Annotated in this window: 18 protein-coding genes and 2 tRNA genes; 15 read left to right on the forward strand and 5 right to left on the reverse strand. The window is 43.6% G+C overall.

What is annotated here, in order from left to right; all coding sequences use genetic code 11:
• Positions 1–160 precede the first annotated feature (160 nt).
• Positions 161–376: a hypothetical protein gene (locus HU824_RS13160; protein ID WP_176469081.1), complete on the forward strand. Its 216-nt coding sequence runs from the start codon at positions 161–163 to the stop codon at positions 374–376.
• On the opposite strand, the gene HU824_RS13165 is transcribed toward HU824_RS13160, so the two are convergent.
• The gene (locus HU824_RS13165) at positions 348–725 is read right to left on the reverse strand and encodes a hypothetical protein (protein ID WP_176469082.1); all 378 of its coding nucleotides are present in this window, start codon (positions 723–725) and stop codon (positions 348–350) included. The genes HU824_RS13160 and HU824_RS13165 overlap by 29 nt on opposite strands.
• A 33-nt stretch (positions 726–758) precedes the next feature.
• Between HU824_RS13165 and mobV the strand changes: the two genes are divergently transcribed.
• The 3 genes from mobV (at position 759) to HU824_RS13180 (ending at position 3,404) form a co-directional block, all read left to right on the forward strand.
• Positions 759–2,117, forward strand: a complete 1,359-nt coding sequence (gene mobV, locus HU824_RS13170; RefSeq protein ID WP_176469083.1) for a MobV family relaxase — start codon at positions 759–761, stop codon at positions 2,115–2,117.
• 346 nt (positions 2,118–2,463) lie between these two features.
• Positions 2,464–3,138 (forward strand): hypothetical protein, encoded by a 675-nt coding sequence (locus tag HU824_RS13175; RefSeq protein WP_176469084.1) that lies wholly within the window; start codon positions 2,464–2,466, stop codon positions 3,136–3,138.
• An 11-nt stretch (positions 3,139–3,149) separates the two neighbouring features.
• The gene (locus HU824_RS13180; protein ID WP_135959013.1) at positions 3,150–3,404 is read left to right on the forward strand and encodes a hypothetical protein; all 255 of its coding nucleotides are present in this window, start codon (positions 3,150–3,152) and stop codon (positions 3,402–3,404) included.
• A 382-nt stretch (positions 3,405–3,786) separates the two neighbouring features.
• Here HU824_RS13180 and HU824_RS13185 read toward each other — a convergent pair whose 3' ends face one another.
• Positions 3,787–4,059, reverse strand: coding sequence for a hypothetical protein (locus HU824_RS13185; RefSeq protein WP_347282812.1), 273 nt, complete (start codon positions 4,057–4,059; stop codon positions 3,787–3,789).
• 445 nt (positions 4,060–4,504) lie between these two features.
• Here HU824_RS13185 and HU824_RS13190 point away from each other — a divergent pair, with 445 nt between their 5' ends.
• The 3 genes from HU824_RS13190 to HU824_RS13200 all read left to right on the forward strand — a co-directional run bounded on the left by HU824_RS13190 (position 4,505) and on the right by HU824_RS13200 (position 7,237).
• On the forward strand, positions 4,505–5,710 hold the full coding sequence (locus tag HU824_RS13190) for a hypothetical protein (RefSeq protein WP_176469085.1): 1,206 nt from the start codon (positions 4,505–4,507) through the stop codon (positions 5,708–5,710).
• 292 nt (positions 5,711–6,002) lie between these two features.
• The gene (locus HU824_RS13195) at positions 6,003–6,476 is read left to right on the forward strand and encodes a hypothetical protein (RefSeq protein WP_176469086.1); all 474 of its coding nucleotides are present in this window, start codon (positions 6,003–6,005) and stop codon (positions 6,474–6,476) included.
• Between the two features lie 56 nt (positions 6,477–6,532).
• Complete coding sequence (locus tag HU824_RS13200; protein ID WP_176469087.1) at positions 6,533–7,237, forward strand: ComF family protein; 705 nt, start codon at positions 6,533–6,535, stop codon at positions 7,235–7,237.
• Between the two features lies 1 nt (position 7,238).
• Here the strand turns inward: HU824_RS13200 and HU824_RS13205 are convergent, their stop codons facing one another.
• From HU824_RS13205 to HU824_RS13215, 3 genes are all read right to left on the reverse strand, one after another.
• Complete coding sequence (locus HU824_RS13205) at positions 7,239–7,847, reverse strand: outer membrane beta-barrel protein (protein ID WP_217994202.1); 609 nt, start codon at positions 7,845–7,847, stop codon at positions 7,239–7,241.
• 191 nt (positions 7,848–8,038) lie between these two features.
• Positions 8,039–8,112 (reverse strand) — tRNA-Asn (locus HU824_RS13210).
• A 22-nt stretch (positions 8,113–8,134) separates the two neighbouring features.
• Positions 8,135–8,208 (reverse strand) — tRNA-Asn (locus tag HU824_RS13215).
• An 81-nt stretch (positions 8,209–8,289) separates the two neighbouring features.
• Here HU824_RS13215 and HU824_RS13220 point away from each other — a divergent pair.
• The 8 genes from HU824_RS13220 to HU824_RS13255 all read left to right on the forward strand — a co-directional run bounded on the left by HU824_RS13220 (position 8,290) and on the right by HU824_RS13255 (position 23,870).
• Positions 8,290–9,273 carry an adenosine kinase gene (locus HU824_RS13220; RefSeq protein ID WP_136011248.1) on the forward strand — a complete coding sequence of 328 codons (984 nt, stop codon included), beginning with the start codon at positions 8,290–8,292 and terminating at the stop codon, positions 9,271–9,273.
• A gap of 22 nt (positions 9,274–9,295) precedes the next feature.
• Complete coding sequence (locus HU824_RS13225) at positions 9,296–10,987, forward strand: S41 family peptidase (RefSeq protein ID WP_176469088.1); 1,692 nt, start codon at positions 9,296–9,298, stop codon at positions 10,985–10,987.
• Positions 10,988–11,218: 231 nt separating this feature from the next.
• Positions 11,219–12,619 (forward strand): DUF5723 family protein, encoded by a 1,401-nt coding sequence (locus HU824_RS13230; protein WP_176469089.1) that lies wholly within the window; start codon positions 11,219–11,221, stop codon positions 12,617–12,619.
• A gap of 118 nt (positions 12,620–12,737) precedes the next feature.
• Entirely contained in the window at positions 12,738–15,572 is a 2,835-nt protein-coding gene (locus HU824_RS13235; RefSeq protein WP_176469090.1) for a triple tyrosine motif-containing protein, read from the forward strand.
• Between the two features lie 167 nt (positions 15,573–15,739).
• Positions 15,740–18,031 carry a beta-glucosidase BglX gene (gene bglX / locus HU824_RS13240; RefSeq protein ID WP_176469091.1) on the forward strand — a complete coding sequence of 764 codons (2,292 nt, stop codon included), beginning with the start codon at positions 15,740–15,742 and terminating at the stop codon, positions 18,029–18,031.
• Between the two features lie 437 nt (positions 18,032–18,468).
• Positions 18,469–21,471 (forward strand): TonB-dependent receptor, encoded by a 3,003-nt coding sequence (locus tag HU824_RS13245; RefSeq protein ID WP_176469092.1) that lies wholly within the window; start codon positions 18,469–18,471, stop codon positions 21,469–21,471.
• Between the two features lie 19 nt (positions 21,472–21,490).
• The gene (locus HU824_RS13250) at positions 21,491–23,011 is read left to right on the forward strand and encodes a RagB/SusD family nutrient uptake outer membrane protein (protein ID WP_176469093.1); all 1,521 of its coding nucleotides are present in this window, start codon (positions 21,491–21,493) and stop codon (positions 23,009–23,011) included.
• Positions 23,012–23,033: 22 nt separating this feature from the next.
• Positions 23,034–23,870 (forward strand): LamG domain-containing protein, encoded by an 837-nt coding sequence (locus HU824_RS13255; protein ID WP_176469094.1) that lies wholly within the window; start codon positions 23,034–23,036, stop codon positions 23,868–23,870.
• Positions 23,871–24,035: the final 165 nt, after the last annotated feature.

The following is a 24,035-nucleotide window of genomic DNA, read 5'->3' on the forward strand; positions in this document are numbered from 1 at the left end:
GTAAATATATGATTATAAGATATATATATGTTCATCAAATTCTCATCAACGGATATTTGTCGATGAACGGAAAGTATGTCTTACCATGTCGTTTCTCTTTTGGCGAGTATTCCGATGAGAAGTTGATGAGCATACATGTCGCTAATATACAGATGCTTATATGCCGTTTCATCAAATCATCGGATTTTCATCCGTCATCAACCCGGCTGGGAAATGGGATAATAGAGAGAGTTCCCATTTGCTGCAACCGGAGCAGTCATTTCCGTTTTCAGAGGCAAAGGTAACATGGGGCTTCGATGTCGGCAGCAAGGTCAAGCGGCTACGCCGTCATGGGAAGAATACTACCCTCATGCTTCGGGTAGTATTCTTCCCATGAACCTTGCGTCTGACAGCCCCACGCAAAAGAGCCTCCGCAAACGGAACCGACCGCCCCGGCAACCGATGACGAAAGGGAAAAACAACAAGGGGAGTTTGTGACAGAAGCAATACTCACGGACTGCCGACATGATGTTCACATTGTGATGTATGCAAAGCAGGTAAGCAAAGCAGGCAGGGACGGACGGCGCACGGGTATTTGCAGACAGAAAATACCATAGCTTATTAGGGAATTTTCCGAGCCGCATTGCAAGCAACGCTGAAAATTCCCCAATAAGGCAAGGGGCAAGCCCCTCTGCACACCCCATCGGGAACGGCTTTTTGCCGTCCCCGAAGATACGAAGAATCATTGTTTCACAAGCTAAAAAAGAAAGGATTTTTATATGGGATTTGTAGTCTTACACATGGAAAAGGCGCACGGTTCCGACAGCGGAACGACCGCCCACATCGAGCGTTCCATCATACCGAAGAACGCCGACCCCACACGCACGCATCTTAACCGCAGGCTCATCGAATATCCCGACAGGGTGAAAGACCGTTCGGCGGCTATCCAAAGGAGGCTGGAAGAAGCCGGACTGACACGCAAAGTCGGCAGCAACCAAGTACGGGCTATCCGCATCAACGTGTCGGCAACGCACGAAGACATGGAGCGCATCCAACGGGAGGGACGGTTGGACGAGTGGTGCGCCGACAACCTAAGATACTTCGCCGACACGTTCGGCAAGGAGAACATCGTGGCGGCTCACCTGCACATGGACGAGAAAACGCCGCACATGCACGTCACGCTCGTCCCGATAGTCAAGGGGGAACGCAAGCGCAGGAAGCGGGAGGAGCAGGCTAAGAAACGCTACCGCAAGAAACCAGCCGACAGCGTGAGGCTGTGCGCCGATGACATCATGAGCCGTCTGAAACTGAAATCCTATCAGGACAGCTATGCCGCAGCGATGGCGAAATACGGGCTGCAAAGGGGGATTGATGGTTCGGAAGCACGGCACGTTTCCACGCAACAGTACTACCGTGACATAAAGCGTCAGACGGAAGAACTGAAAGCGGAGGTGGTGGAGTTGCAGGAGCAGAAAGATACGGCACGTGAGGAACTTGCACGGGCGAAAAAGGAGATACAGACCGAGCGGCTGAAAGGGGCGGCGACGACCGCAGCCGCTAACATCGCCGAGAGTGTCGGCTCTATTTTCGGGAGCAACAAGGTCAAGACGCTGGAGAGGGAGAACACCGCCCTACACCGTGAGGTAGCCGACCACGAGGAAACCATCGAAGCCCTGCAAACCCGGATACAGACCTTGCAGGCAGACCACAGCCGTCAACTGTTGGATATGCAACAGAAGCATATCAACGAGCTGGCACAGACAGAAACGAATCTCAAACGTGAGATTTCACGACTTACGGTGTTGTTAAATAAGACATTGAAATGGTTTCCGCAAATCAAGGACATGATTAACATTGAAAGATTGTGCCTTGCTGTAGGTTTCAACAAAGAGCAGACTGCGACATTGCTGACAGGTAGACCCATTGAGTACAACGGCGAGTTGTACTCGGAAGAACACAAGCGGAAATTCATGGCAAAAGACGTTAAAGCCAAAGTATTCTCTGACAATGGAAGGTTTATCCTTACGATTGACTTGCGACCCATCGGCGAATGGTTCAAGGAGCAGTTCGAGAGGTTGCGGCAGACCATACGCCAACCCGTTATACCGCAACGGAAAGACAGGGGAATGAAACTGTAAAAGCCCTCTATTCCATTGAGGCAGGCAAAGAAATCCATTACAAGATAAGTGATTATCGCAGCTTTTTTATTACTTTTGCGTTTGGATTGGGGGAGACCCCTCTCCAAGACATATTAGAAAATAAAGAAGCGTTATGCTTATCTCGTGCGAATGAAAACGTAGGAAATTTTCAACCGTGTACAAGGATAGCATAGTGGTTCTCACGCTATAGCGTGGGCTGCTATTACTACATCTGTACACAACGGTTTCCTACGACCATCATTCAAAGACGTGGCATTGCAGTTCCACGCTTCCGTGATTTAATAAAGGTTCTCATGGCAACTGGAGAACAAAAAAACTTGGTAATATGAAAAAATTACTATCAATTACAATGTTGCTTACGTTTTCAATAATTGTACATGCGCAACAAGATGTTACCCAATTTCTTGGAATTCCTATTGATGGAAGTAAGACTGAGATGATACGTAAACTGAAAGAAAAAGGTTATCGGAATGACCCTACGACAGATGCTTTGGTTGGAGAATTTAATGGCGCAAAGGTTAATGTTTTTGTCGTAACTAACAATAATAAAGTTTGCCGTATTATGGTAGCTGATGCCAATAATGTTGATGAACGTGCCATTCAAATAAGGTTTAATAGGCTTTGTGAGCAATTTGCAAATAATCCTAAGTATATATCTTTACAAGATTACACAATACCCGAAGATGAAAACATCTCCTATGAAATAACCGTTCATAAGAAACGTTATGAAGCTGTTTTTTATCAACAGTCAGCAGCAACAGATACTGTTGCCATTAAAGAAAAATTACAGTCTATCTTATTGTCTAAATATACGGAAGAACAATTAGAAAATCCAACTGAAGAAATTCAATCTGAAATTATCAAACTCTCTATAGAATATGTAATGGAAAGTTATTCAAAAAGACCTGTTTGGTTTATGATATCTGACTATTATGGGAAATATTATATTACAATGTTCTACGATAATGAATACAATCGTGCAAATGGCGAAGACTTATAAAAACAATAACAATGAAAATGAATAATTCAAATCAAGAACTTTCCATTAAATGTGGAAAAACAACTAACAGTTTTGAGGAATTAAAATTGTTATGCAAAAAAGAGGCTGATAAACTGTTGAAAACAATAGACGTTTCCTCTCAATCCACAATTTCTGTTGCTTTTTGGACTGTTGACATTCCTGAACTTATCTGCATCGGCAATTTTTCTAAAGAAAAAGATGGAGGAGTCCGTTACGATTTAGATTTCTCACAAACTACTTTATAGTTTTGTTGTGATTCTCAAGGTTTAAAGGTAGCCATTTTTTTTGATTCAGCAAAAAAAATGGCTACCTTTGTATCTGCAAAGAGTTATTTGACAGCATAACCCCACAAAACGCTGAAATTCGCACGGTTGCCAACTCGTTACCGCCACTTCTCAAATAATTCGCTAAATGTTTATTCCTCAAATGGTTGTGTCAAACCGTTGAAAATCTAAAATACATATTATATGAACGATTATTTCAAATCACTTCAAATAAGATATACCATATAGTCTATTTCTTTCTGCTTGGAACAATAGTAGGGATTTTAAGAGGCAAACAGAGGAGGCTTGTCATGAGAGGCCTCCTCTGTGGAATTATTTGTTTCTTTGATAAGACTTTATCGGTTTATCCTAATGGGTTTTCACCTTGGTCGCCGTCATTACCTCCGCTTCCGCTTTCGTTTCCTCCGGGATTTTCTTCACCGTCGGGCACGATTTCAGCTCCGGTCACCAACCGTGTGATGCCCGATTGCTTCATCATGTTCTTCAACCGTTGTCCCGGCACGAAAATCAGTTTCTGCCGGTACACTACATCAGCCGTAACGGACTTTGCATCCTCTTGACTTTTACCGTTCAATCCCGGTCGGATGCTTCCGAAATAATTTTCGTCTTTTTCGATACCGTTTTTTTGTGTGACTTTTTTTTCCTTAGAAAATTATTGTATACATTTGCAATATCATTCTTGCGTTGATGCTTCTTTTTAGAATGGAGTGGAAAGGTAGGAAGGATTATATTTTGGAAAAGACGTTTGCTTACGTCTTGTCTTTGGCGTATATGAATCTCGCAAGTTCAAATTTGTAGTCGGAGATGAGGCAACGGTAGATGTCCTCGTGATGTGTGTTTATACGCATCTCCTTGGGGGTATATGCATGATGATGATGTATACACTCTTCAAGGGGAACGTTATATTCTCATTGACGTGGGCTTCTTGCGTTGCTCGTTCTACTACAAAGGGCAATGCGAGAGCCTATATACGCGGGACGGGTGACAAGCACAGATTCCCGCGTCTTTTGTATATATACAGTTCGGTCAAAGGGGAAGGGGCCAGAAAATACTCATCTATCATGAATAAGTTTGTAGCTACATTTTGTTTGGGAACAATCATTCTTTGTTTTAGTTCATGTGGTACTTTTACTTATAGGGCATCACGTAATATAGAAATAGAAGGCGAGCCGGGGACTGACTTTTATTTGGTGAATCAAAAAGAGAGTAGACAGAGTGTCAATGGCAAAAAAACGGAGGCTTTGGCGAATTATGAACCGAAAGAAAATATTGTCTGTATCGGGACTACAGACGAAAAGGGTAAAGGCATTTTGCAACTTTCGACTAAAGAGTATAAAAGGAGTGACAAATGGGTATATGCAGTAAAAGAAGGGTGTGAACCTACGAGGTTTAGATTGCATCGGAAATTTAATGCTCTTATGCTGGCTGATGTGGTTCTTCCGCTGACTTTCTTTTTTGACCATGCCAGCATATTGAATGAGAAAAAGGTTTATAATGTGTCGCAAAATGCCGGTGCAGGATTGTATGTGAGCGAAGCGGTGGTAGAGGAGTCGCCTGAAATACTCTTGAAGAAACAGCAAAAAAGGGAAAAATGGGATCGTTTCTGGAGTAATCTAAACGATTTAGGTGTTGTATTGGAAGCTGCAGGACGGGAGTTGGAAGGCAATCAATCTGCCGGTTATGTAGCAGATGTGCCTGCTTACGGGAATCAGGGAGCAGATTATGCAAATAATTCCGAGTTGGCGGCGGCTGAAAGGGAGTTGCAGCTGCTTTATGTAGAAAGGGAACGGATACTGAATAGGCAAAGGATTAATAATAGGGAAGTGTCAAGAGCCGGTAGCAAACAAGTCAGAAAAGCAGGTGCTTCCCTGAAAGCAAATCGCGGTCAATATCGTGTAGGGCAAGGAAATTACGTTTCGGGAGCGGCCGAACGGAATGCAAAGACAAGTGCCGGTCTTAGAGTTGAATTGAGAAATATAGACAAACGGATTGAGGCGTGCTTAAATAAAATAAACCGGTTGAAAAATGGAGGAGGGCAAGGTACGGTGAATAGTTCTACGCCCAAAACTTCGAAACCGTCGGATGTATATCATCGAAATGTAAATGATAGAACTTATAGAAATTTGGAGGGGCAATTAATAAATATGCAGGCCGGTACTATGCAATACAATGATTCGGAACGTAGAAATATTCAGAACCAGATGAGGGAGCTGCGCAAAAAATACAATCTCGAGAAATCAAGTTGGGAGGACTGGACGGGATTATAAGATGTTGGAACGTGAAGTATGAAGAGTCCTGAAAAATACTCAGTTTTTTCGACCTCCGTCCCAACGTACTGGTGGCAGACGTGATAAGTGTAGTAGATTGCTATATATCTCTATGCAAGTGGAATGTGCGATAAAGTCATAACATAAAGTAGATTCCTCGTTTTATGGGGCTATCCTTTGTAGGGGCTTGGAATATACTGTCGGAGCAATGATGATAATGAAAAAGAAACTTTTTAAATTGACGATTTGTTCTTAACTTTGTCAGTCAGAATATTAATAAACAGACTGAAAGATGAATGTAAGAGGAATATCTATGTGCTTACTATGTGCCGGAGCACTGTTTGTGGCTTGTGGTAGCAAGAGTGGAAAGAAGGTGGAGGTTACTGAACAAGCTGATACGGTACATGTCCTCGGTAGTGATAAGGATAAGCATAGCTGTATTGCATCTGCCGGATATACCTGGAGCGAGGTTCGGAAGGACTGTATTCGTTTGTGGGAAAAAGGAGTGCGTATGAATGCCGTGGATGATACGGAAAAGATATTGTTTCTGGTGTTTAGTCCCGATTCTACTCAAGTGGAACTGTTCTTTTCGGAAGAGGAAATGCCGAACGAGATTCTGGAACGCCGTGGCCTTCCTTCGGATGGATATGCTTGGAACGTGGAAGATGATGATACGAAGAATGTGCGTCTGGAAGATGGGAAATGGACGGTTAGCCAGCGTGGTCGGCTTATTTACCGGCAGACGGAAGAGGCTGCGGGAAAATAATACGTAAATAGGTGGAGGGTTTTTGCTCTGTTGCCGTTTTTTTTTAATACTATACGATGAAAAACATAGTTAAAACCTGGTTCTTTTCTTTTGTCCATCTCTTCTTCCCGCGTCAGTGTGCCGTGTGTGGTGCTATCTTGCAAGAGGGTGAAGAGGGCATCTGCATGAAGTGCAATATGGATATGCCTCGGACAAACTATCATCTTCGTAAGGACAATCCGGTGGAACGTATGTTCTGGGGGAAGATACCTCTGGAACATGCCACATCTTGTTTCTTTTACCATAAAGGGAGTGATTTCCGCCGCATTCTCCATCAGTTGAAATATGGAGGGAGGAAAGACCTTGGCGAAGTGATGGGGCGGTTTATGGCAGCGGAGTTGTCGGCTATCGGCTTCTTCAGTGATGTGGATGTCATAGTCCCTGTTCCTCTGCATCCGCGTAAGCGGAAAATGCGCGGGTACAATCAGAGCGAATGTATAGCCCGCGGCGTTTCCGTTGTCACCGGTATTCCCATGGATACTGCTTCTGTTGCACGTATGAGGCATACGGAAACGCAGACCCGTAAATCCTCTTATGAACGTTGGGAGAATGTGGATGGTATCTTCTGCCTGCGTCGTGCTGACGCTTTTGCAGGGAAGCATGTGCTGATTATAGATGACGTGTTGACTACCGGTGCCACCACTACGGCTTGTGCCGATGCGCTCAAGGAAGTGGAAGGTGTGCGCATCAGTGTATTGACACTGGCGGTGGCGGCCTCATGAGTCAGAACCGATAGCGGCCGCCTGCTGCGACTGTCCCGGTATATCCTACTCCGAATTCTGTGAAGAAAGCAAACCGACTTCCGTATTCGATGCCTAGATAGCTGAATTGATAAGCGAATTTTGTCTTGTGAAAGACTTCTTCGCCAAAACTGTTCCGGAGGAAGTAGGCACCGAGACCTGCTAAGGAATAGAGAGAGAATTTGGGTCGGGTAAACCAGTGCCACCGGAAGGTGGGAAGAACATACAGATACCTTCGGTTGTCTTTGATGTTTTCATCCAAAGCTTCGTAAAAGCTGCCGGCTGTCCCTTTGTTGCCGGTTATTCCTCCGGTTATTCCCAGACTTATTTTGCGGTTGAATCTATAGATGTAGCTGATGTTTAGGGCGCCGTAGTAGTTCGTCTTTTTGCGTGTATAGACTCCGAAACTCAGTGCCGGAGCGAAGCACTCCTCAGCTATGCTGTTGGCATCGGTAATGGGCAGGAAGCCATAGCCGACGGAGAATTCGTGGTGCCGGAACTTTTCTTGGGGCAGAACGGGCATGTCTTGTGCTTTGCAAAATGTACATACCGTCAATCCGATGATTAAAAAGAATAGGGTTGTTCTTATCATAGTCGTATTTTGGAATTAAACTTCATGGTTCTGCAAATAAAGACAGAAGGTTGGGATAAACTCCCTATGGGTATTCTGCAAATGTATGTTAATTCCATGAAAAATGAAAGATTTTTCTGAAAAATTCCCGTTCGTTCAGTGCGGTCGATGTAGAAAACAAAAAAGGTTCGCTTGATTGACGAACCTTTCTGCTCTTCCTCTTGGACTTGAACCAAGGACCCTCTGATTAACAGTCAGATGCTCTAACCGACTGAGCTAAGGAAGAATATACATTCAAGCTTTTCTCGCTCTTCCTCTTGGACTTGAACCAAGGACCCTCTGATTAACAGTCAGATGCTCTAACCGACTGAGCTAAGGAAGAATGTTGTTTTTTCTCAAATGCGCTGCAAAAGTAATAGGATATTTTGAAATATGCAATATCTTTGCAAAAAAAATATCGAAGATGGATAAAATAATTGGGCTGGGCAATGCTTTGGTCGATGCGCTGGTAATCATTGAGGATGATAATATTTTGACGGAGATGCAGCTTCCGAAAGGAAGCATGACGCTGATTGATGAAGATAAGTTCCTGAAAATTAGTGAGTATTTCAGCCGGATGAAGACGCACCTGGCTAACGGAGGTTCTGCCGGAAACGCAATTCGGGCAATGGCATGCCTTGGTGCAGGTACGGGATTTATCGGAAAAGTGAGCAATGACTTTTATGGTAACTTTTTCCGAGATAGCCTGCTGAAGCATGGGACAGAGGCGGATTTATTGCTTTCCACTACCCTTCCGTCCGGTGTAGCCTCTACTTTCATTTCTCCTGATGGGGAACGTACTTTCGGCACTTATTTGGGGGCGGCTTCTACATTGAAGGCAGAAGATCTTTCGCTGGATATGTTCAAAGGATATGCTTGCTTGTTTATAGAAGGGTATCTGGTGCAAGACCATGATATGATTCTCCGCGCCATTGAGCTGGCTAAGGAGGCCGGCTTACAAGTATGTCTGGACATGGCGAGCTACAATATAGTAGAAGGAGACCATGAATTTTTCTCTCTGTTGGTCAATAAATATGTGGATATTGTTTTTGCCAATGAGGAAGAGGCAAAGGCCTTTACGGGTAAAGAACCGGAGGAAGCTGTGGGTATCATTGCCAAAATGTGTAGCATAGCCATTGTAAAAGTGGGTGCCCGTGGCTCTCTGATTCGTAAAGGGACAGAGATGGTACAGGTACAAGCAGCTCCGGTAGAGAAAGTGGTGGACACCACAGGAGCGGGTGACTATTTCGCTGCCGGTTTCTTGTATGGACTGACGTGTGGCTACTCGCTGGAGAAATGTGGCAAGATAGGCTCCCTTCTTTCCAAAGATGTGATACAGGTAGTGGGTACGGAGCTTCAGGCTGCACAATGGGAAAAAATCAAGGAAGAAATTTTATTAATTAATTAGCATATTATCACATAGACATATTATGAGAAGAATTTTAAAGATACGCTGGATGGTTGCTTTGCTGATTGCAGCGGGAGCCGTTTGTTTTTGGGGGTTTAAGAGTGGTGATAGCCGCAGTTTCCAAATAGCAAAGAATCTGGATATATTCAATTCTATTGTGAAAGAGTTGGATATGTTTTACGTGGATACGATTGATCCGAACAAGACTATCCGTGAAGGCATTGACGCCATGCTCTACTCGCTCGACCCCTACACGGAGTATTATCCGGAAGATGACCAAAGCGAACTGGAACAGATGTTGAAGAATTCCTATGGTGGTATAGGCTCTGTGATTACCTGGAACCCGAAACTGAAACGTTCCATGATATCCGAGCCATACGAGGATATGCCTGCTGCCGATGTAGGTCTGAAAGCTGGAGATATTTTGATGGAGATTGACGGAAAAGACCTTGCCGGAAAGAATAACCAGGAGGTCAGCGAGATGCTTCGTGGACAAGTAGGCACTAGCTTCAAGCTGAAAGTGCAACGTCCCGGTACAGAGAAACCGTTGGATTTCGACATTGTGCGCCGTTCCATCCAATTGCCGTTCATACCTTATTATACGGTACTGGATAATAATATAGGCTATATCAACCTTAGTACATTTTCGGGAAATCCTTCCAAAGAGTTCAAGCAGGCTTTTCTGGACTTGAAGAAGCGGGGCATTACTTCTTTGGTGATTGACTTGCGGAATAATGGAGGCGGCTTGTTGGATGAGTCAATAGAGATTGCCAACTTCTTTTTGCCTCGCGGTAAAACACTTGTGACGACAAAAGGCAAAATCAAGCAAGCCAGCAACACTTACAAGACATTGCGCGAACCGCTGGATTTGGAAATTCCTTTGGCTGTTCTGGTCAATGGCGGAACTGCTTCTTCGTCAGAAATCCTTGCGGGTTCCTTGCAAGACCTCGACCGTGCTGTCATTATTGGTAACCGTACATTCGGTAAGGGATTGGTGCAGACCACCCGTCCGTTGCCATACGGTGGTACCATGAAGCTGACTACTTCCAAATATTATATTCCCAGCGGCCGTTGTGTGCAGGCTATCGACTACAAGCACCGGAATGAGGATGGCAGTGTGGGACGTATTCCGGACAGCCTTACTACCGTGTTTCATACGGCTGCCGGACGTGAAGTGCGTGATGGCGGAGGCGTGACTCCGGATATTGTGGTGAAGCAGGAGAAGCTGCCCAACATTCTGTTCTATCTTGTCAATGACAATCTTATTTTCAATTATGCTACGGACTATTGCCTGAAACATCCTACTATCCCTTCAGCAGAGAAGTTTGAAATTACAGATGCCGATTATGCGGAATTCAAGGCGATGGTGAAAAAGGCGGACTTCAAATACGACCAGCAGACAGAGAAGATGCTGAGGAACCTGAAGGAGATGGCCGAATTCGAGGGCTATCTGACTGATGCCTCGAAAGAGTTTGAAGCGCTGGAGAAGAAACTGTCGCATAATCTGGACCGTGACCTTGACCATTTCTCCAAGGACATCAAGAGCATGATTGCGGTAGAAATCATCAAGCGTTATTATTTCCAGCGTGGAAGCATTATCCAGCAGCTGAAAGATGATGATGACTTGAAAGAGGCTGTGAAAATACTGACTGCTCCGGTAAAATACAAGGAAATGCTGAGTGCTCCGGCAGTGACGTCAATGTCTTTGCAATAAAGATAAGGAGACAGCCTCGTTTTTTTTGAATACTGCTTACGAGGGCAAATGAGCATGTTTATGATGAAATAGTATAAGGACGCTCTTAAGAGGATTCTTTTGTTTGCTCCTTAATTTATACCGGATAGTCCCTGTATCAGCTTTTTATACACGACTATCCGGTTAAGTTGTTTGTTGGGTGTTAACTTGTTTTATATTTTTGCAGGTGATAATGAAAATATTGACAAGGTTATGAAACAATTGAATTCTCTGAAAGTGTGGCTGTCTGTGGTATTGTTGCTTTGCTTCTCTCTTTCCGGACAAGCCCAGTTCCTACGTACTTCCTACTTTATGGAAGGAAGTAACCAGCGTATGCAACTCAATCCGGCCTTGATGCCGGGACATGGTTATCTGAATATTCCCGTGATAGGTTCGTTGAATGCTACCGTCAACTCCGGTTCTCTGGGGTATAGGGATATTATGGACATTATTGAGAATAGTGATGATAGCGACTATTTCATGAGCAATGACTTTATGAACCGACTGGATGCTACCAATAACTTGAATGTGAATTTGAGTACCGACATTCTGTCGGCCGGGTGGTATAAAGGAAAGAACTTCTGGTCAGTCAATATGGGGTTACGTAATGATATCGGTGCTGCCATACCGAAAACCATGTTCCAGTTTATGAATAACATGAGCAGCCGGGAGCTTGGTGACAATATTTCTGACTATTTGGGTATTAACGAAACCATTAATGGACAGAAGCTTGAGATAAATTCCTATGCGGAAGTCGGCCTTGGCTTTGCAAGGAACATAACAGACCGGCTGGCTGTAGGCGGTAAGGTGAAGATGCTGCTGGGTATCGGTAACTTAAAGCTGAACATCAACCGGATTCATGTGGAAACTCCTTCTGTCGGCTCTTCAGGAGCGACGAGTAAAGCTTCCATTCAAGTGGATGCAACTTTGGAGAACTCGTCAAAGCTGTTGGAGCTTCCCGAGAACGGGAATGGCGATTATATCGATGAAATCGATTTTGGCAGTTTCGGTTTTGCCGGATATGGTGGGGCTGTTGATTTGGGAGTATCTTACAAGTTACTGGATAAATTGACACTTTCTGCTTCAGTTCTTGATTTGGGTTTTATCAAATGGTCTAAATCGAATACCAGTATAGCGCGAGCCGATGCAGAGCAGACTTATGATTTTCTTGACTCGGCCTCGCAGCAGGAGTTCATGAATATTGTGAACAGCGGCGAGATTCTTAACTATGACATGTTGAAGCTCAAGACGGAGGAGGCTTCTGAGAAGAGCCGTACCCGTGGATTGACTTTTACAATGGTTCTTGGCGCTGAATATGCCTTGCTGAATGATTGGCTGGTAGTGGGTGCCTTGTATACCGGTCGTTTTGCCAAGCCGAAAACTTTGAATGAGCTGACTTTCTCTGCCTGCATCCGTCCGACGAATGCTTTCAATGTGGCTGCCAGCTATTCCGTACTTCAAGGAGCCGGTAAAACCTTCGGTCTGGCATTGAAGCTGGGTTCCTTCTTCGCAGGAACAGATTATATGTTCTTTGGCAAGAATACGAAGAATGTCAATGCTTACTTGGGTATTTCCATTCCTTTGGGAAAACAGAAGAAAGCTGAAATCTTATAAAATGAGTTATATGTTGTCGCAGGTTGTCTCTTCTATAAAGGGGGATAATCTGCGATTTTGTTTTTACGAAAACGCAAAAAGCTTTATCTTTGCTGGTAAATACCTATAAACAGTACTCATGAGAATTGCAATAACGTTTCTCTTGTCTTTGGTTTTCAGTAGTTTGCTACAAGCTTCACCCATACCTTTTTCTCCTATAGTGAGGAGCTATTCGGTGTCGGATTATAATGCCGGTATTCAGAATTGGGCCATTGCTCAGGACGAAAGAGGGGTGATGTATTTCGGCAATAACAGTGGGTTGTTGGAATTTGATGGAAGTGCTTGGCGGCTGTATGAATTACCGACAAAAGGAATTGTGCGTGCTATATATATCAGTGAAGATGGAAAAATTTATGTAGGCTCTTACGAAGAGTTCGGTTATTTTATCCGTACTCCTTATGATACCCTTGAATATCACTCGCTGAAAAATGAAGTGAAAGATTTTACATTTCATAATGACGAAATCTGGGATATTGCTTGCGTCCAAGGAGAAATTGTATTTCAATCATTCGGCTCTCTCTTTTTTTATGATGGAAATTCGGTAGAAGGTATTCGGATGAAGAACCTTCCACTGAACTTGTTTCAGGTAGGAAATACTTCTTATTCTCAAAGAATAGACGGTGGACTTTATGTCTTTTCCGGTAGGGAAATGAAAGAACTTATTCCCAGAAAGGAATTTGGAGATAGTGATGTCCTGGCCGGCTTTCCTTATGATGATGCGGTTTTAATGCTTACCCGTAATCAGGGAGGTTTTCTCTATCGGGATGGGAGGGTCGAAAAATGGGAGACTGAATGTGACGGCGTGTTCAAGAAGCATACCATTAATCGTGCGGTGATGACTAAGGACAGTTGCTACGTTGTTGGTACGATATCCGATGGCATATATGCGTTGGATAAAGGAGGGAAGCTGATTTGGAAGATCAATACGGACAATAAACTACAGAACAATACTGTTTTGAAGTTGTATTGTGATGATGACAACAATATATGGACAGCTTTGGATGAAGGTATTGCCTATATACACAACAATTCTCTAATCTATTATTATGAACCTCCATTTCGTAAAATAGGCATGGTATATGATGTCCTGGTAAGGGAAGATGAAGCTTATATTGCTTCTAATCAAGGACTCTATTGGCTTAAGGACGGAAAGGCAGAATTGGTTCCGGGTTTGGAAGAACAAGCGTGGTTCGTCGATGAATGGGGAAAACAGATTTTCTGCGGGCACAACAAGGGGACTTTCCTTATATCAGGGCTGAAATCGAAGTTGGCATCTGACGGAAAGGGAGGAATGTGTATGGAAAAGATTGAATCGAAGGAGCAATCTTTTTTGTTGGAAGGAGCGTATGCACTTTTGAATTTATATACGGAAAATGCTTCGGGAGAGTATTGCTTTACTCGGTCCTTACGCGGGTTCAGCCACATGATTCGCCATATGGAAGTGGACTATCAAGGGAATATTTGGGCGAAACATTTGAGGAATGGTTTGTATCGCTTTCGGATTGATTCGGATATGAAGCAGGTAAAGGATGTACGGAAGTATGAGAGTTTGGGAGAAGTGAAAGGTGGGAGTTTCACTTTGTTCAAAATCAATGGCCGGGTAGTTTTTTCTAATGGGGAATATTTCTATACTTACGAAGATATGACTGATTCGATTGTTCCTTATGAAACAATGAATGAACAATTGGTGGAATTGAAGGGAATAAAGACTGTGAGTCATGCGAACGGAGATTGTTATTGGTTTGTGGGCGACAGGACTGTGTATTTGGTGAAGTGTGCGATAAATACTTTCAATATAGAACTCCGGATTCCATATTTTTTGTTTGACGGTCTGGCAGTGGAAGAGCGGGGAAGCGTGGTTTATGACAAGAGAAATAATCATTCCTATCTTTGCTTGAATAATGCCATTGCCCGTATTGAAACAGATAGTTCCTCGTTATATAAATCCCAGGTCAAACGTTCTTTATGGATTTCAGAGATGCAGGTTACTGAGGAATTCAGTGATAAGCGGAAGACATTGGTCGTGCAACCGGGAGTCAAGGTCGAACATGAGTTTAATACGGTGAGTTTTACATTGTGCTATCCTGTTTATAACGATTATACTTATAAGGTGAGGTACCGGTTGGAAGGCTATTCCGATCAATGGGTATCCGGTGGACGCGATTTGCAGCAAAAGTATGCCCGTCTTCCTTATGGAAGTTATGTTTTTCGGGCGGAGATATATGATACCGACAGGGTTTTGGCATCAGTAGAGTTGCCTTTTGAGATTTTGTCTCCGTGGTATTTGTCTTATTGGGCTGTGGGAGGCTATATTCTGATAGGGTTGTGCCTGCTGGCCTTGCTGCAATATATTGTTTATCGTTTTGTGAAGAAAAAGAAGGACCGTGTGATTGAGCAGCAGCGTGTAGTCCATCAGGCAGAGCTTGAACGGCAGGAGAAGAAGATTATCGAGTTGGAAAAGGAGCAGCTTGAGGCCGATTTGCGTTTTAAAAGCAAGGAGTTGTCCAGTGTGGTAATGACAAATATCGCTCATCAGGAATTTCTGAATTCCTTGAAAGAAGAGATACAGCGGCAAAAGTTGTCAGGGCAGTATGGCCGTAAGAACTTGGATAAGCTTCTTGCTTTGGTCAACAATAATATAGTGTCTGATGAAGAGAACTGGATAATGTTTCAAGCTAATTTTGACCGTATACACGAGAATTTCTTCCGTAATCTGAAACTTCAATATACTGATTTGACTTCAGGAGATTTGCGCTTTTGCGCATTGCTCCGCTTGAATATGCCGACAAAGGAGATAGCGAAGTTGCTCAACATTTCCACGCGTGGGGTTGATGCTGCAAGATACCGGTTGCGCAAGAAATTCAATCTGCTTCCGGAAGAAAGTCTGACAGATTTTCTTATAAATTTTAAATAACTGTTTTACAGCGAAATATTAATGGGTGAAGTACTAGTATTGTACTTCCTCTTTTGTTTTTTAGTGATGGATGTACTTTTATTGTAGTGCGGGATGTGGAGATTGTCGCATGCTTTCCTTTTATTTGCAGCAAGATAATATTTCTATAAATTAAAAGCATGAAAGACATGAAGCATTTATTTTTCAAGTTACAATCATTCTTAGTCTTGTTGGTGTTTACTGCCGTTAGTGCGTATGCGCAGAAATCTCCGGTCGATATGAATCGTTTCATCGACGATTTAATGAAGAAGATGACCCTGGAAGAGAAAATAGGTCAGTTGAATCTGCCGGTTACCGGTAAGATTACGACCGGTCAGGCTAAAAGTAGTAATGTGGCCAAACGTATTCGTGCCGGTGAAGTGGGCGGGCTTTTCAATCTGAAAGGTGTGGAACGTATCCGTGATGTACAGAAGCAGGCGGTTGAAGAAAGTCGTTTGGGTATTCCTCTCTTATTCGGTATGGATGTTATTCATGGATATGAAACGGTGTTTCCCATTCCTTTGGGATTGTCGTGTACATGGGATATGAAGGCGGTTGAAGAATCGGCGCGTATTGCGGCCATTGAGTCCAGTGCCGACGGTATTTGCTGGACATTCAGTCCGATGGTGGATATTTGCCGTGATGCCCGTTGGGGGCGTGTGTCCGAGGGCAACGGTGAAGACCCGTTTCTGGGAGCAGCCATTGCGCAGGCCATGGTACGTGGTTATCAGGGAAAGGACATGAGCCGCGAGGATGAAATCATGGCTTGTGTAAAGCATTTTGCCTTGTATGGTGCCGGTGAGGCGGGACGTGATTATAATACAGTAGATATGAGTCATCAGCGCATGTTCAATGAATACATGTTGCCCTATCAAGCGGCGGTTGATGCCGGTGTGGGCAGTGCGATGGCCTCTTTCAATGAGGTCGATGGCATTCCCGCTACCGGAAACAAGTGGTTGATGACGGATGTACTGCGTAAGCAGTGGGGGTTTGACGGTTTTGTAGTGACAGATTATACCGGAATTACAGAAATGACCGACCATGGCATGGGCGATATGCGGACTGTTGCCGCGTTGGCGCTGAATGCTGGTGTCGATATGGATATGGTGAGCGATGCATTTGTAGGTACGCTCAAAAAGTCATTGACAGAAGGAAAAGTGACAGAAGAAGCAATTAATGCGGCTTGTCGCCGTGTTTTGGAAGCTAAGTACAAGTTGGGCTTGTTCGATAATCCTTATAAATACTGTGATGTGAAGCGTGCTAAGAAGCAAATCTTTACCAAAGAGCATCGTGCCGTTGCGCGTAAGATTGCTTCGGAGAGTTTGGTGTTGCTGAAGAACGAGGGTAATGTGCTTCCGCTGACCAAAAAAGGCACTATTGCTGTGGTAGGTCCGTTGGCAGACAGCCGCAGTAATATGCCGGGTACTTGGAGTGTGGCTGCCGTATTGAAGAATGCAACTTCTTTGGCTGAAGGTTTGAAGGCGGTAGCAGGTGGTAAAGCCGAAATACTGACTGCGAAAGGCTGTAATTTGATGAGTGATGCCGAATATGAGAAACGTGCCACTATGTTCGGACGTTCTTTACACCGTGACAATCGTTCGGACAAGGAGTTGCTGGACGAGGCTCTTGCCGTGGCTGCCAAATCGGATGTTATTGTGGCTGCGCTCGGTGAGTCTTCGGAAATGAGTGGAGAGAGCAGTTGCCGCACGAATCTTGAAATGACGGACACCCAACGCATACTGTTACAGGAATTATTGAAAACGGGAAAACCTGTGGTACTGGTGCTGTTTACCGGTCGTCCGCTGGTACTGAACTGGGAGCAGGCAAACGTGCCGGCCATTCTGAATGTATGGTTTGCGGGCAGTGAGGCAGGTTTTGCCATCGGTGATGTACTGTTTGGTGATGTGAATCCGAGTGGGAAGCTGACTACGACTTTCCCGAAGAGCGTGGGACAGATTCCTTTGTTCTATAACCACAAGAATACGGGCCGCCCTCTTGCCGACGGTGCATGGTTCCAGAAATTCCGCAGCAACTATATAGACATAGACAATGAACCGCTTTATCCCTTCGGTTTCGGCTTGAGCTATACCACATTCTCTTATAGCGACGTGGCTTTGGACAAGACTAGCATGACGGATAAGGGTGAACTGACTGCTACCGTGACTGTGACCAATACCGGCAAGAGAGACGGTGCAGAAGTGGTTCAACTTTATATTCGTGACCTTGTGGGAAGTGTAACCCGTCCGGTGAAAGAGTTGAAAGGCTTTGAGAAGATTTTCCTGAAAGCCGGAGAATCTAAAAAAGTATCTTTCAAGATTACCCCCGAATTGCTGAAGTTCTACAACTACAATCTTGATTTTGTATGCGAGCCGGGTGGCTTTGAGGTGATGATTGGCAGAAGTAGCCGGGACATAAAGAAAGCAGCGTTCAAGTTACTCTAACTGATTCCCGAGGCGGCAATATGCAGCATTCGATCCACTGCGTTGAGATGGCATTGTTGCTGCATATTGTCTACATCTTCACTGCAAACGTTTTGCAGTATTTGCTTGATATATAATCTATCGTATAATTGCAATCGGTTATGGAAATCTTGTGGTCGGATTTGAAACAGTGAAAGGTATGACGTTCTTGAATGGGATAAAGTTATTTAGAATAGGATAAGAACTCCTTTTCTTTTCTATCTTCTTGCTCTATTATATGAATACTACCTAAATATTTATTGTACTTCTATCTTCTTTATAATCTGTTGTTTATGTGATGCAGTAGTAGCAATGATGTACCCCTCCGGTGAACTGTGGTATTCTTATGGTAGTTTATTTTTTTTGACGTACATAAACTTCTCCGGTATGTTTGCAAAAGAATTTTAAATCAATACAAAATGAAGAAAAATCTACTAATTACATGTGTGATGTTATTGTTTGCCATTACTTCGATGGCACAGAACAAAATTACGATTTCGGGTGTCGTTACGGACAAGACAGGCGAAACTGTTATCGGTGCTTCTGTTCGTGTAAAAGGGCAGGAGAGTAAAGGTAGTATTACTGATATGAATGGTAAATATCAGATTATTGATGTGGCATCTAATGCTACCTTGATTTTTAGTTATATAGGTATGCGTGAGCAGGAGATTGCCGTAAATGGGCGTTCAACTATTAATGTGAAGATGGAAGAAGACAGCCAGCTCATTGATGAGGTGGTTGTAGTTGGCTATGGTAGTGCTAAGAAACGCGACTTGACCGGCTCTATCGTTACTGTGAAAGCGGATGAGATTGCATCTAAGCCTTCTACCAATCCACTGGCATCCATACAGGGTAAGGTTGCCGGTGTACAGGTGGTGAATACGGGCCGTGCAGGACAAGACCCTGAAATCCGTGTTCGCGGTACGAACTCCATTAACGGTTTCAAACCCCTTTATGTGGTAGATGGACTGTTTACGGACAATATCAATTATCTGAACACTGTGGATATTGAATCTATGGAAATTTTGAAAGATCCTTCTTCTTTGGCTATTTTCGGTGTGCGTGGTGCCAATGGTGTAATCATCATTACTACTAAAAGAGCAAAAATAGGGAAGACGATGGTTAACATCAACTCTTCAGTGGGTTGGAAGGTTATTTATGACCGTGTAGGTGTGACGAATGCCGAAGAGTTTAAGATGCTGTACAACGAGCAGTTGATGTCTCAAGGAAGCGACCCTTATGATTATACTCAATGGACTGGTAATACTGATTGGCAGGATGAGATATTCCAGACAGGTTTTCTGACCAATAACAATGTGAGTATTACGGGTGCAACGGATAAGAGCAAGTTTTATTTGGGTTTGGGTTACGTCATGGAAGAAGGTTCCATTAAAACGGAAAAGCTCAATAAGTTTACCGTAAACTTGAACAGTGAATATAGCGTAACCGATTTCCTGCGTTTTGGTTTTCAGCTTAATGGAGTTCGTGCCAGGTATCCTGATGCAAAGGGTGTGGATGGTGCTTTGAAGGCTGCTCCTATTGCTCCTACTCATGACCTTGAATCGGGACTGATACATACGCTGCCCGACTTCCAGCGTGCACAAGTGTGGAATCCTCTCATTGAAACAGAGCTGCGCGGTGCTCACAACAAGTCTGAAAACTATCGTGTGGCAGGTAATGTGTTCGGAGAGATAGATATTCTGAAGAACCTTACGTTCAAAGCAACTTTCTCTATGGACTATGCTTCCAGTCAGGGACGTTCATATTCTCCGCTGATTTATGTTTATAATCCCGATGTGGAGGGGGGGAAAGAACGGTTGACTGAAAGAGAAAGTGTGAACCAAAGCAAGTCTACTTCTCTTGCTGCACAGTCTGACTATGTGTTGACTTATCTCGGACAGTTTGGCAATCATGGATTGACATTGACTGCCGGTCTTACAACCAATTACAATGAGTCTTCCAGTTTGAGTGGTGGACGCAGTCAGCTTGCGGGCTACGGCATTTTGGTGGGCGACGACCCGGACAGATGGTGGCTCTCTACCATCGACGATGTATCTACGGCAACTAATGGCGGTTCTCAAAGTGACAGATTTACCATGTCTTATTTGTTCAGAGCATTGTATAACTACAAGAATCGTTATTTATTTAATGCTTCTTTCCGTAGGGACGGCTCATCTGTTTTCTATAAGACAGGTAATACTTGGGACAACTTTTACTCTTTCGGTGCCGGTTGGGTAATGACCGAAGAGAAGTTTATGCAGAATCAGAATGTAATTAACTTCTTGAAGTTGAAAGGCTCTTGGGGTGTGTTGGGCAGTCAGAATACCGGTTCCAGTTATCCGGCATACGCTACCATTGTTAGTTCGGGATCAGCTGTATTCGGTGACAATATCATTGCGGGTAAAGGCCCTAACAAACTGATTTCGCCTACTTTGGGATGGGAACGTAATTATTCATGGGAAGTAGGTTTTGACATGCACATGTTCAATAATCGTTTGCAGCTTTCTCCGGTTTATTATAACAAAACAACAAAAGATATGTTGACTTCCATTCCGGGGATTGCAGGTACTGTTCCCGGATTACAGAATGTGGGTGAGATTCGCAACCGAGGTTTTGAACTCAGCGCTTCTTGGAACGACAAGATTGGGGAAGATTGGAGATATGGATTAGGTGCTAATCTGAGCACTATTGATAACAAGGTGCTTTCATTGGTAAACAAAGACTATAATATTATCAGTGGCCCCTCACGTGTTTCCGAAGGTTATCCGATTGGCTATTTCTATGGTTACAAGGTTGAGGGTGTATATCAGAACGAAGACGACATTCGTTTCTCTCCGATTAACTCGGTTGGCTTGGTAACACCGGGTGACTTGAAATTCGCTGATGTTGACGGTAATGGCAAAATTACTGATAATGACCGTACAATGATAGGTAACCCTACTCCTGATTTTACTTACGGTTTTAATGTTAATTTGGGTTGGAAGAATCTGGACTTGACTGTTGACATGATGGGTGTTTATGGAAACGAGATTTACCGTAATTGGGGAAGCAGTAGCTATGCACAACTGAATTATCGCACAGAGCAATTGAATCGTTGGCATGGAGAGGGCACTTCCAATTGGGAGCCCTTGCTCGACCCTTCACACAAAATAAATCAGGAGGCTTCCACGTATTTCATCGAAGATGGCAGTTTCTTCAGAATCCGTAATGTCGAATTGGGGTATAACTTTGACAAACGACTGTTGAATCGTATCAAGGTACAGTCACTGCGTCTTTACACTAATGTGCAGAATCCCAAGACTTGGAGCCGTAATGGAGGATATACTCCGGAAGTGGGCGGAAGTGCTATTTCGTTTGGTATTGATGGTGGAGGCTATCCTATGCCTACAGTTTATACGATTGGTTTTAATTTGACTTTCTAAAATTATATAAAGACAGACTATGAAGAAGATATTTTATTATATAGCATTTTTAGCGGTAAGCTTTGCACTAACTTCGTGTGAGGATATGTTTGATAGAAAACCGCTTGGACAACAGACAGAGGATGATTTGACTGGTGGTACTTATGAAACACAGGTTTTTAATATGTATGCCAAGTTGCGCGGTTTTCATTTGACAAGCGGCAATACTGCATTGGCAATCCACGGTATGCGTTCTGAGGACGCAGAGAAAGGAAGTACATTGTCCGATGGAGCAGCCACCGGCAAGATGTTCGATGACTTTGAATATTTGGCAAGTAATGGGATGATTAAGAGCTACTGGAATGAAAACTATTCATTGATACATAAGGTAAACGATTTGCTTGATGAAATGAGCCGGAACCCGTCATTGACGGAAGGTGACCTCGTCAATAAGGGGGAAGCTTTGTTTGTACGTGCTTTCTGTTATTTCAACCTTGTACGCGCTTTTGGTGAAGTGCCTTTGATTGACTTTAAAGTTTATGATGCAGCTGAGGCAAATGTTCCAAAGTCTTCTGTGGCAAAGATATATGAATTAATAGATTCTGATCTTACGGAAGCCGAAAACAGTCTGCCCAGAACGTGGGAGCAACTTTATGTAGGTCGTCTCACTTGGGGAGCTGCCCGTTCTCTTCATGCACGCACATACATGATGCGTAACGACTGGGGGAATATGAAGGCTGCTGCTGAAGAAGTGATTAACTCCGGTTTGTATAATCTGAAAACACCTTATGAAGACATATTCCGGGAAAAAGGTGAAAACTGTAGTGAATCTGTTTTTGAATTGCAATGTACGGCAACAGAATCACAACCAGGTTCTAATGACATAGGAAGCCAGTTTGCTTCCGTTCAGGGTGTACGTGGTGCAGGCGAGTGGAATCTCGGTTGGGGGCAACACACCGCTACTCAAGAATTGGCAGATGCTTTTGAAGAGGGAGATCCGAGAAAAGACGAAACCCTGCTTTATTTTATACGCAACGGCAAGGACGATCCGGAGTCCATACCTGCTAACAAGCCTTATGGTGAGAAACCTATTTCGAATGCTGATGTTATAGCTAAATACTTTAACAAAAAGGCATATACGGACCCGGCGATGCGTTTGAAATTTACAAAGGGAGGATATTGGGTAAATATTCGTCTGATACGTTATGCTGATGTGGTATTAATGGCTTCCGAAGCTGCTTGTGAATTGGGTGATTTATCTTTTGCCCGTAACTATTTGGAGATGGTGCGCGCTCGTGCTCGTGGCAATAATATCGGAATCCTACCGGAAGTGACGACCAACAATCAGAATGAACTGCGTGAGGCCATTCGTCATGAAAGACGTGTTGAGTTGGGTATGGAATTTGACCGCTTCTACGACTTGGTTCGTTGGGGTATTGCTAAAGAGGTACTTCATGCGGCAGGCAAGACCGGTTATCAAGACAGACATGCTTTGTTGCCCATTCCGCAAGACGAAATCGACAAGTCGAATGGTGTATTGGTTCAAAATCCCAATTATTAATCTATAAATGTACTAACTGCTTATGAAAAAATATATAGTATCTGTGGCTTCTTGCCTGTTTGCATTGTGTATGCAGTCTTGTTTTCAGGATATGGATCATCCTGCTTTCGACTACCCTGAGAGTACAGGTAAAGTACCTACTACCCCTTTGAAGATGTATCTTCCTTTTGATGAAGAGGACATTCGGGATAAAGGTGAATGGGGATTTTTGGTAGCAGATAACGGGAATGCCAAGTTTGTGGAAGACGGAATCGCTGGTATGGCCTATCAAGGTGCTGAAAATGCTTACATTTTGGCCAAAACTCCTTCTATTTTGGAAAATAACATACCCACTATCGGTGATTTGACTGTAGCTTTTTGGATGAGAACCACTAAGAATACTTCTGCGCAAGGTTTGTTCTCTATCCCTAACTCTATTAAATTCTGGGGCAACTTCGACATCTTCTTGGAGAATAATAATAGCGAGACTCAGGCATTTTTCAAGGTTCATATCTTCAATCAGACAGCAAAAGAGAATGATGAAAGATGGGTTGAGACAAAAATAGATGATATTTTTGGTAGCGAATGGGTGCATCTGGCTTTTGTGTATGATGGCAATACTTCTACCATTACTGTTTATCGTAATGGTGAGGGGGTCTTTACCAAAGAATTGCCTGATTGTGGGAAATTGAAGTTTAATAATGTAGGCGCTTCTTTGGCTGTTGGTGCATTTCAGTTCAGCACTACTCCGAGTCTTACTTCGGGTGCAGGAGCACAAACCTGGGCAAAGAACTTTCCCGGTCAGCTTGATCAGTTCCGCTTATATGACAAGGTGTTGACGGCAACCGAAATTCAGAGTATTTGCTCTGGAAAAGAATGAAGCTACACTTTAATCTGATGCTAAGATGAAAGTATTATCATTAGTGTCCCATAAAAAATAGGGACTAGTTAAACATTAAATAAATTTGGCCCATTTGGTCCGAAACGGTCTTTGTCATATTGAAATTTAGTTTTGTCGAAGAGGTCTTTCAAGTGCGTTTTGTCA

The sequence above is a fragment of the Bacteroides sp. L10-4 genome, from assembly GCF_013373675.1.
Lineage (GTDB): Bacteria > Bacteroidota > Bacteroidia > Bacteroidales > Bacteroidaceae > Bacteroides > Bacteroides muris.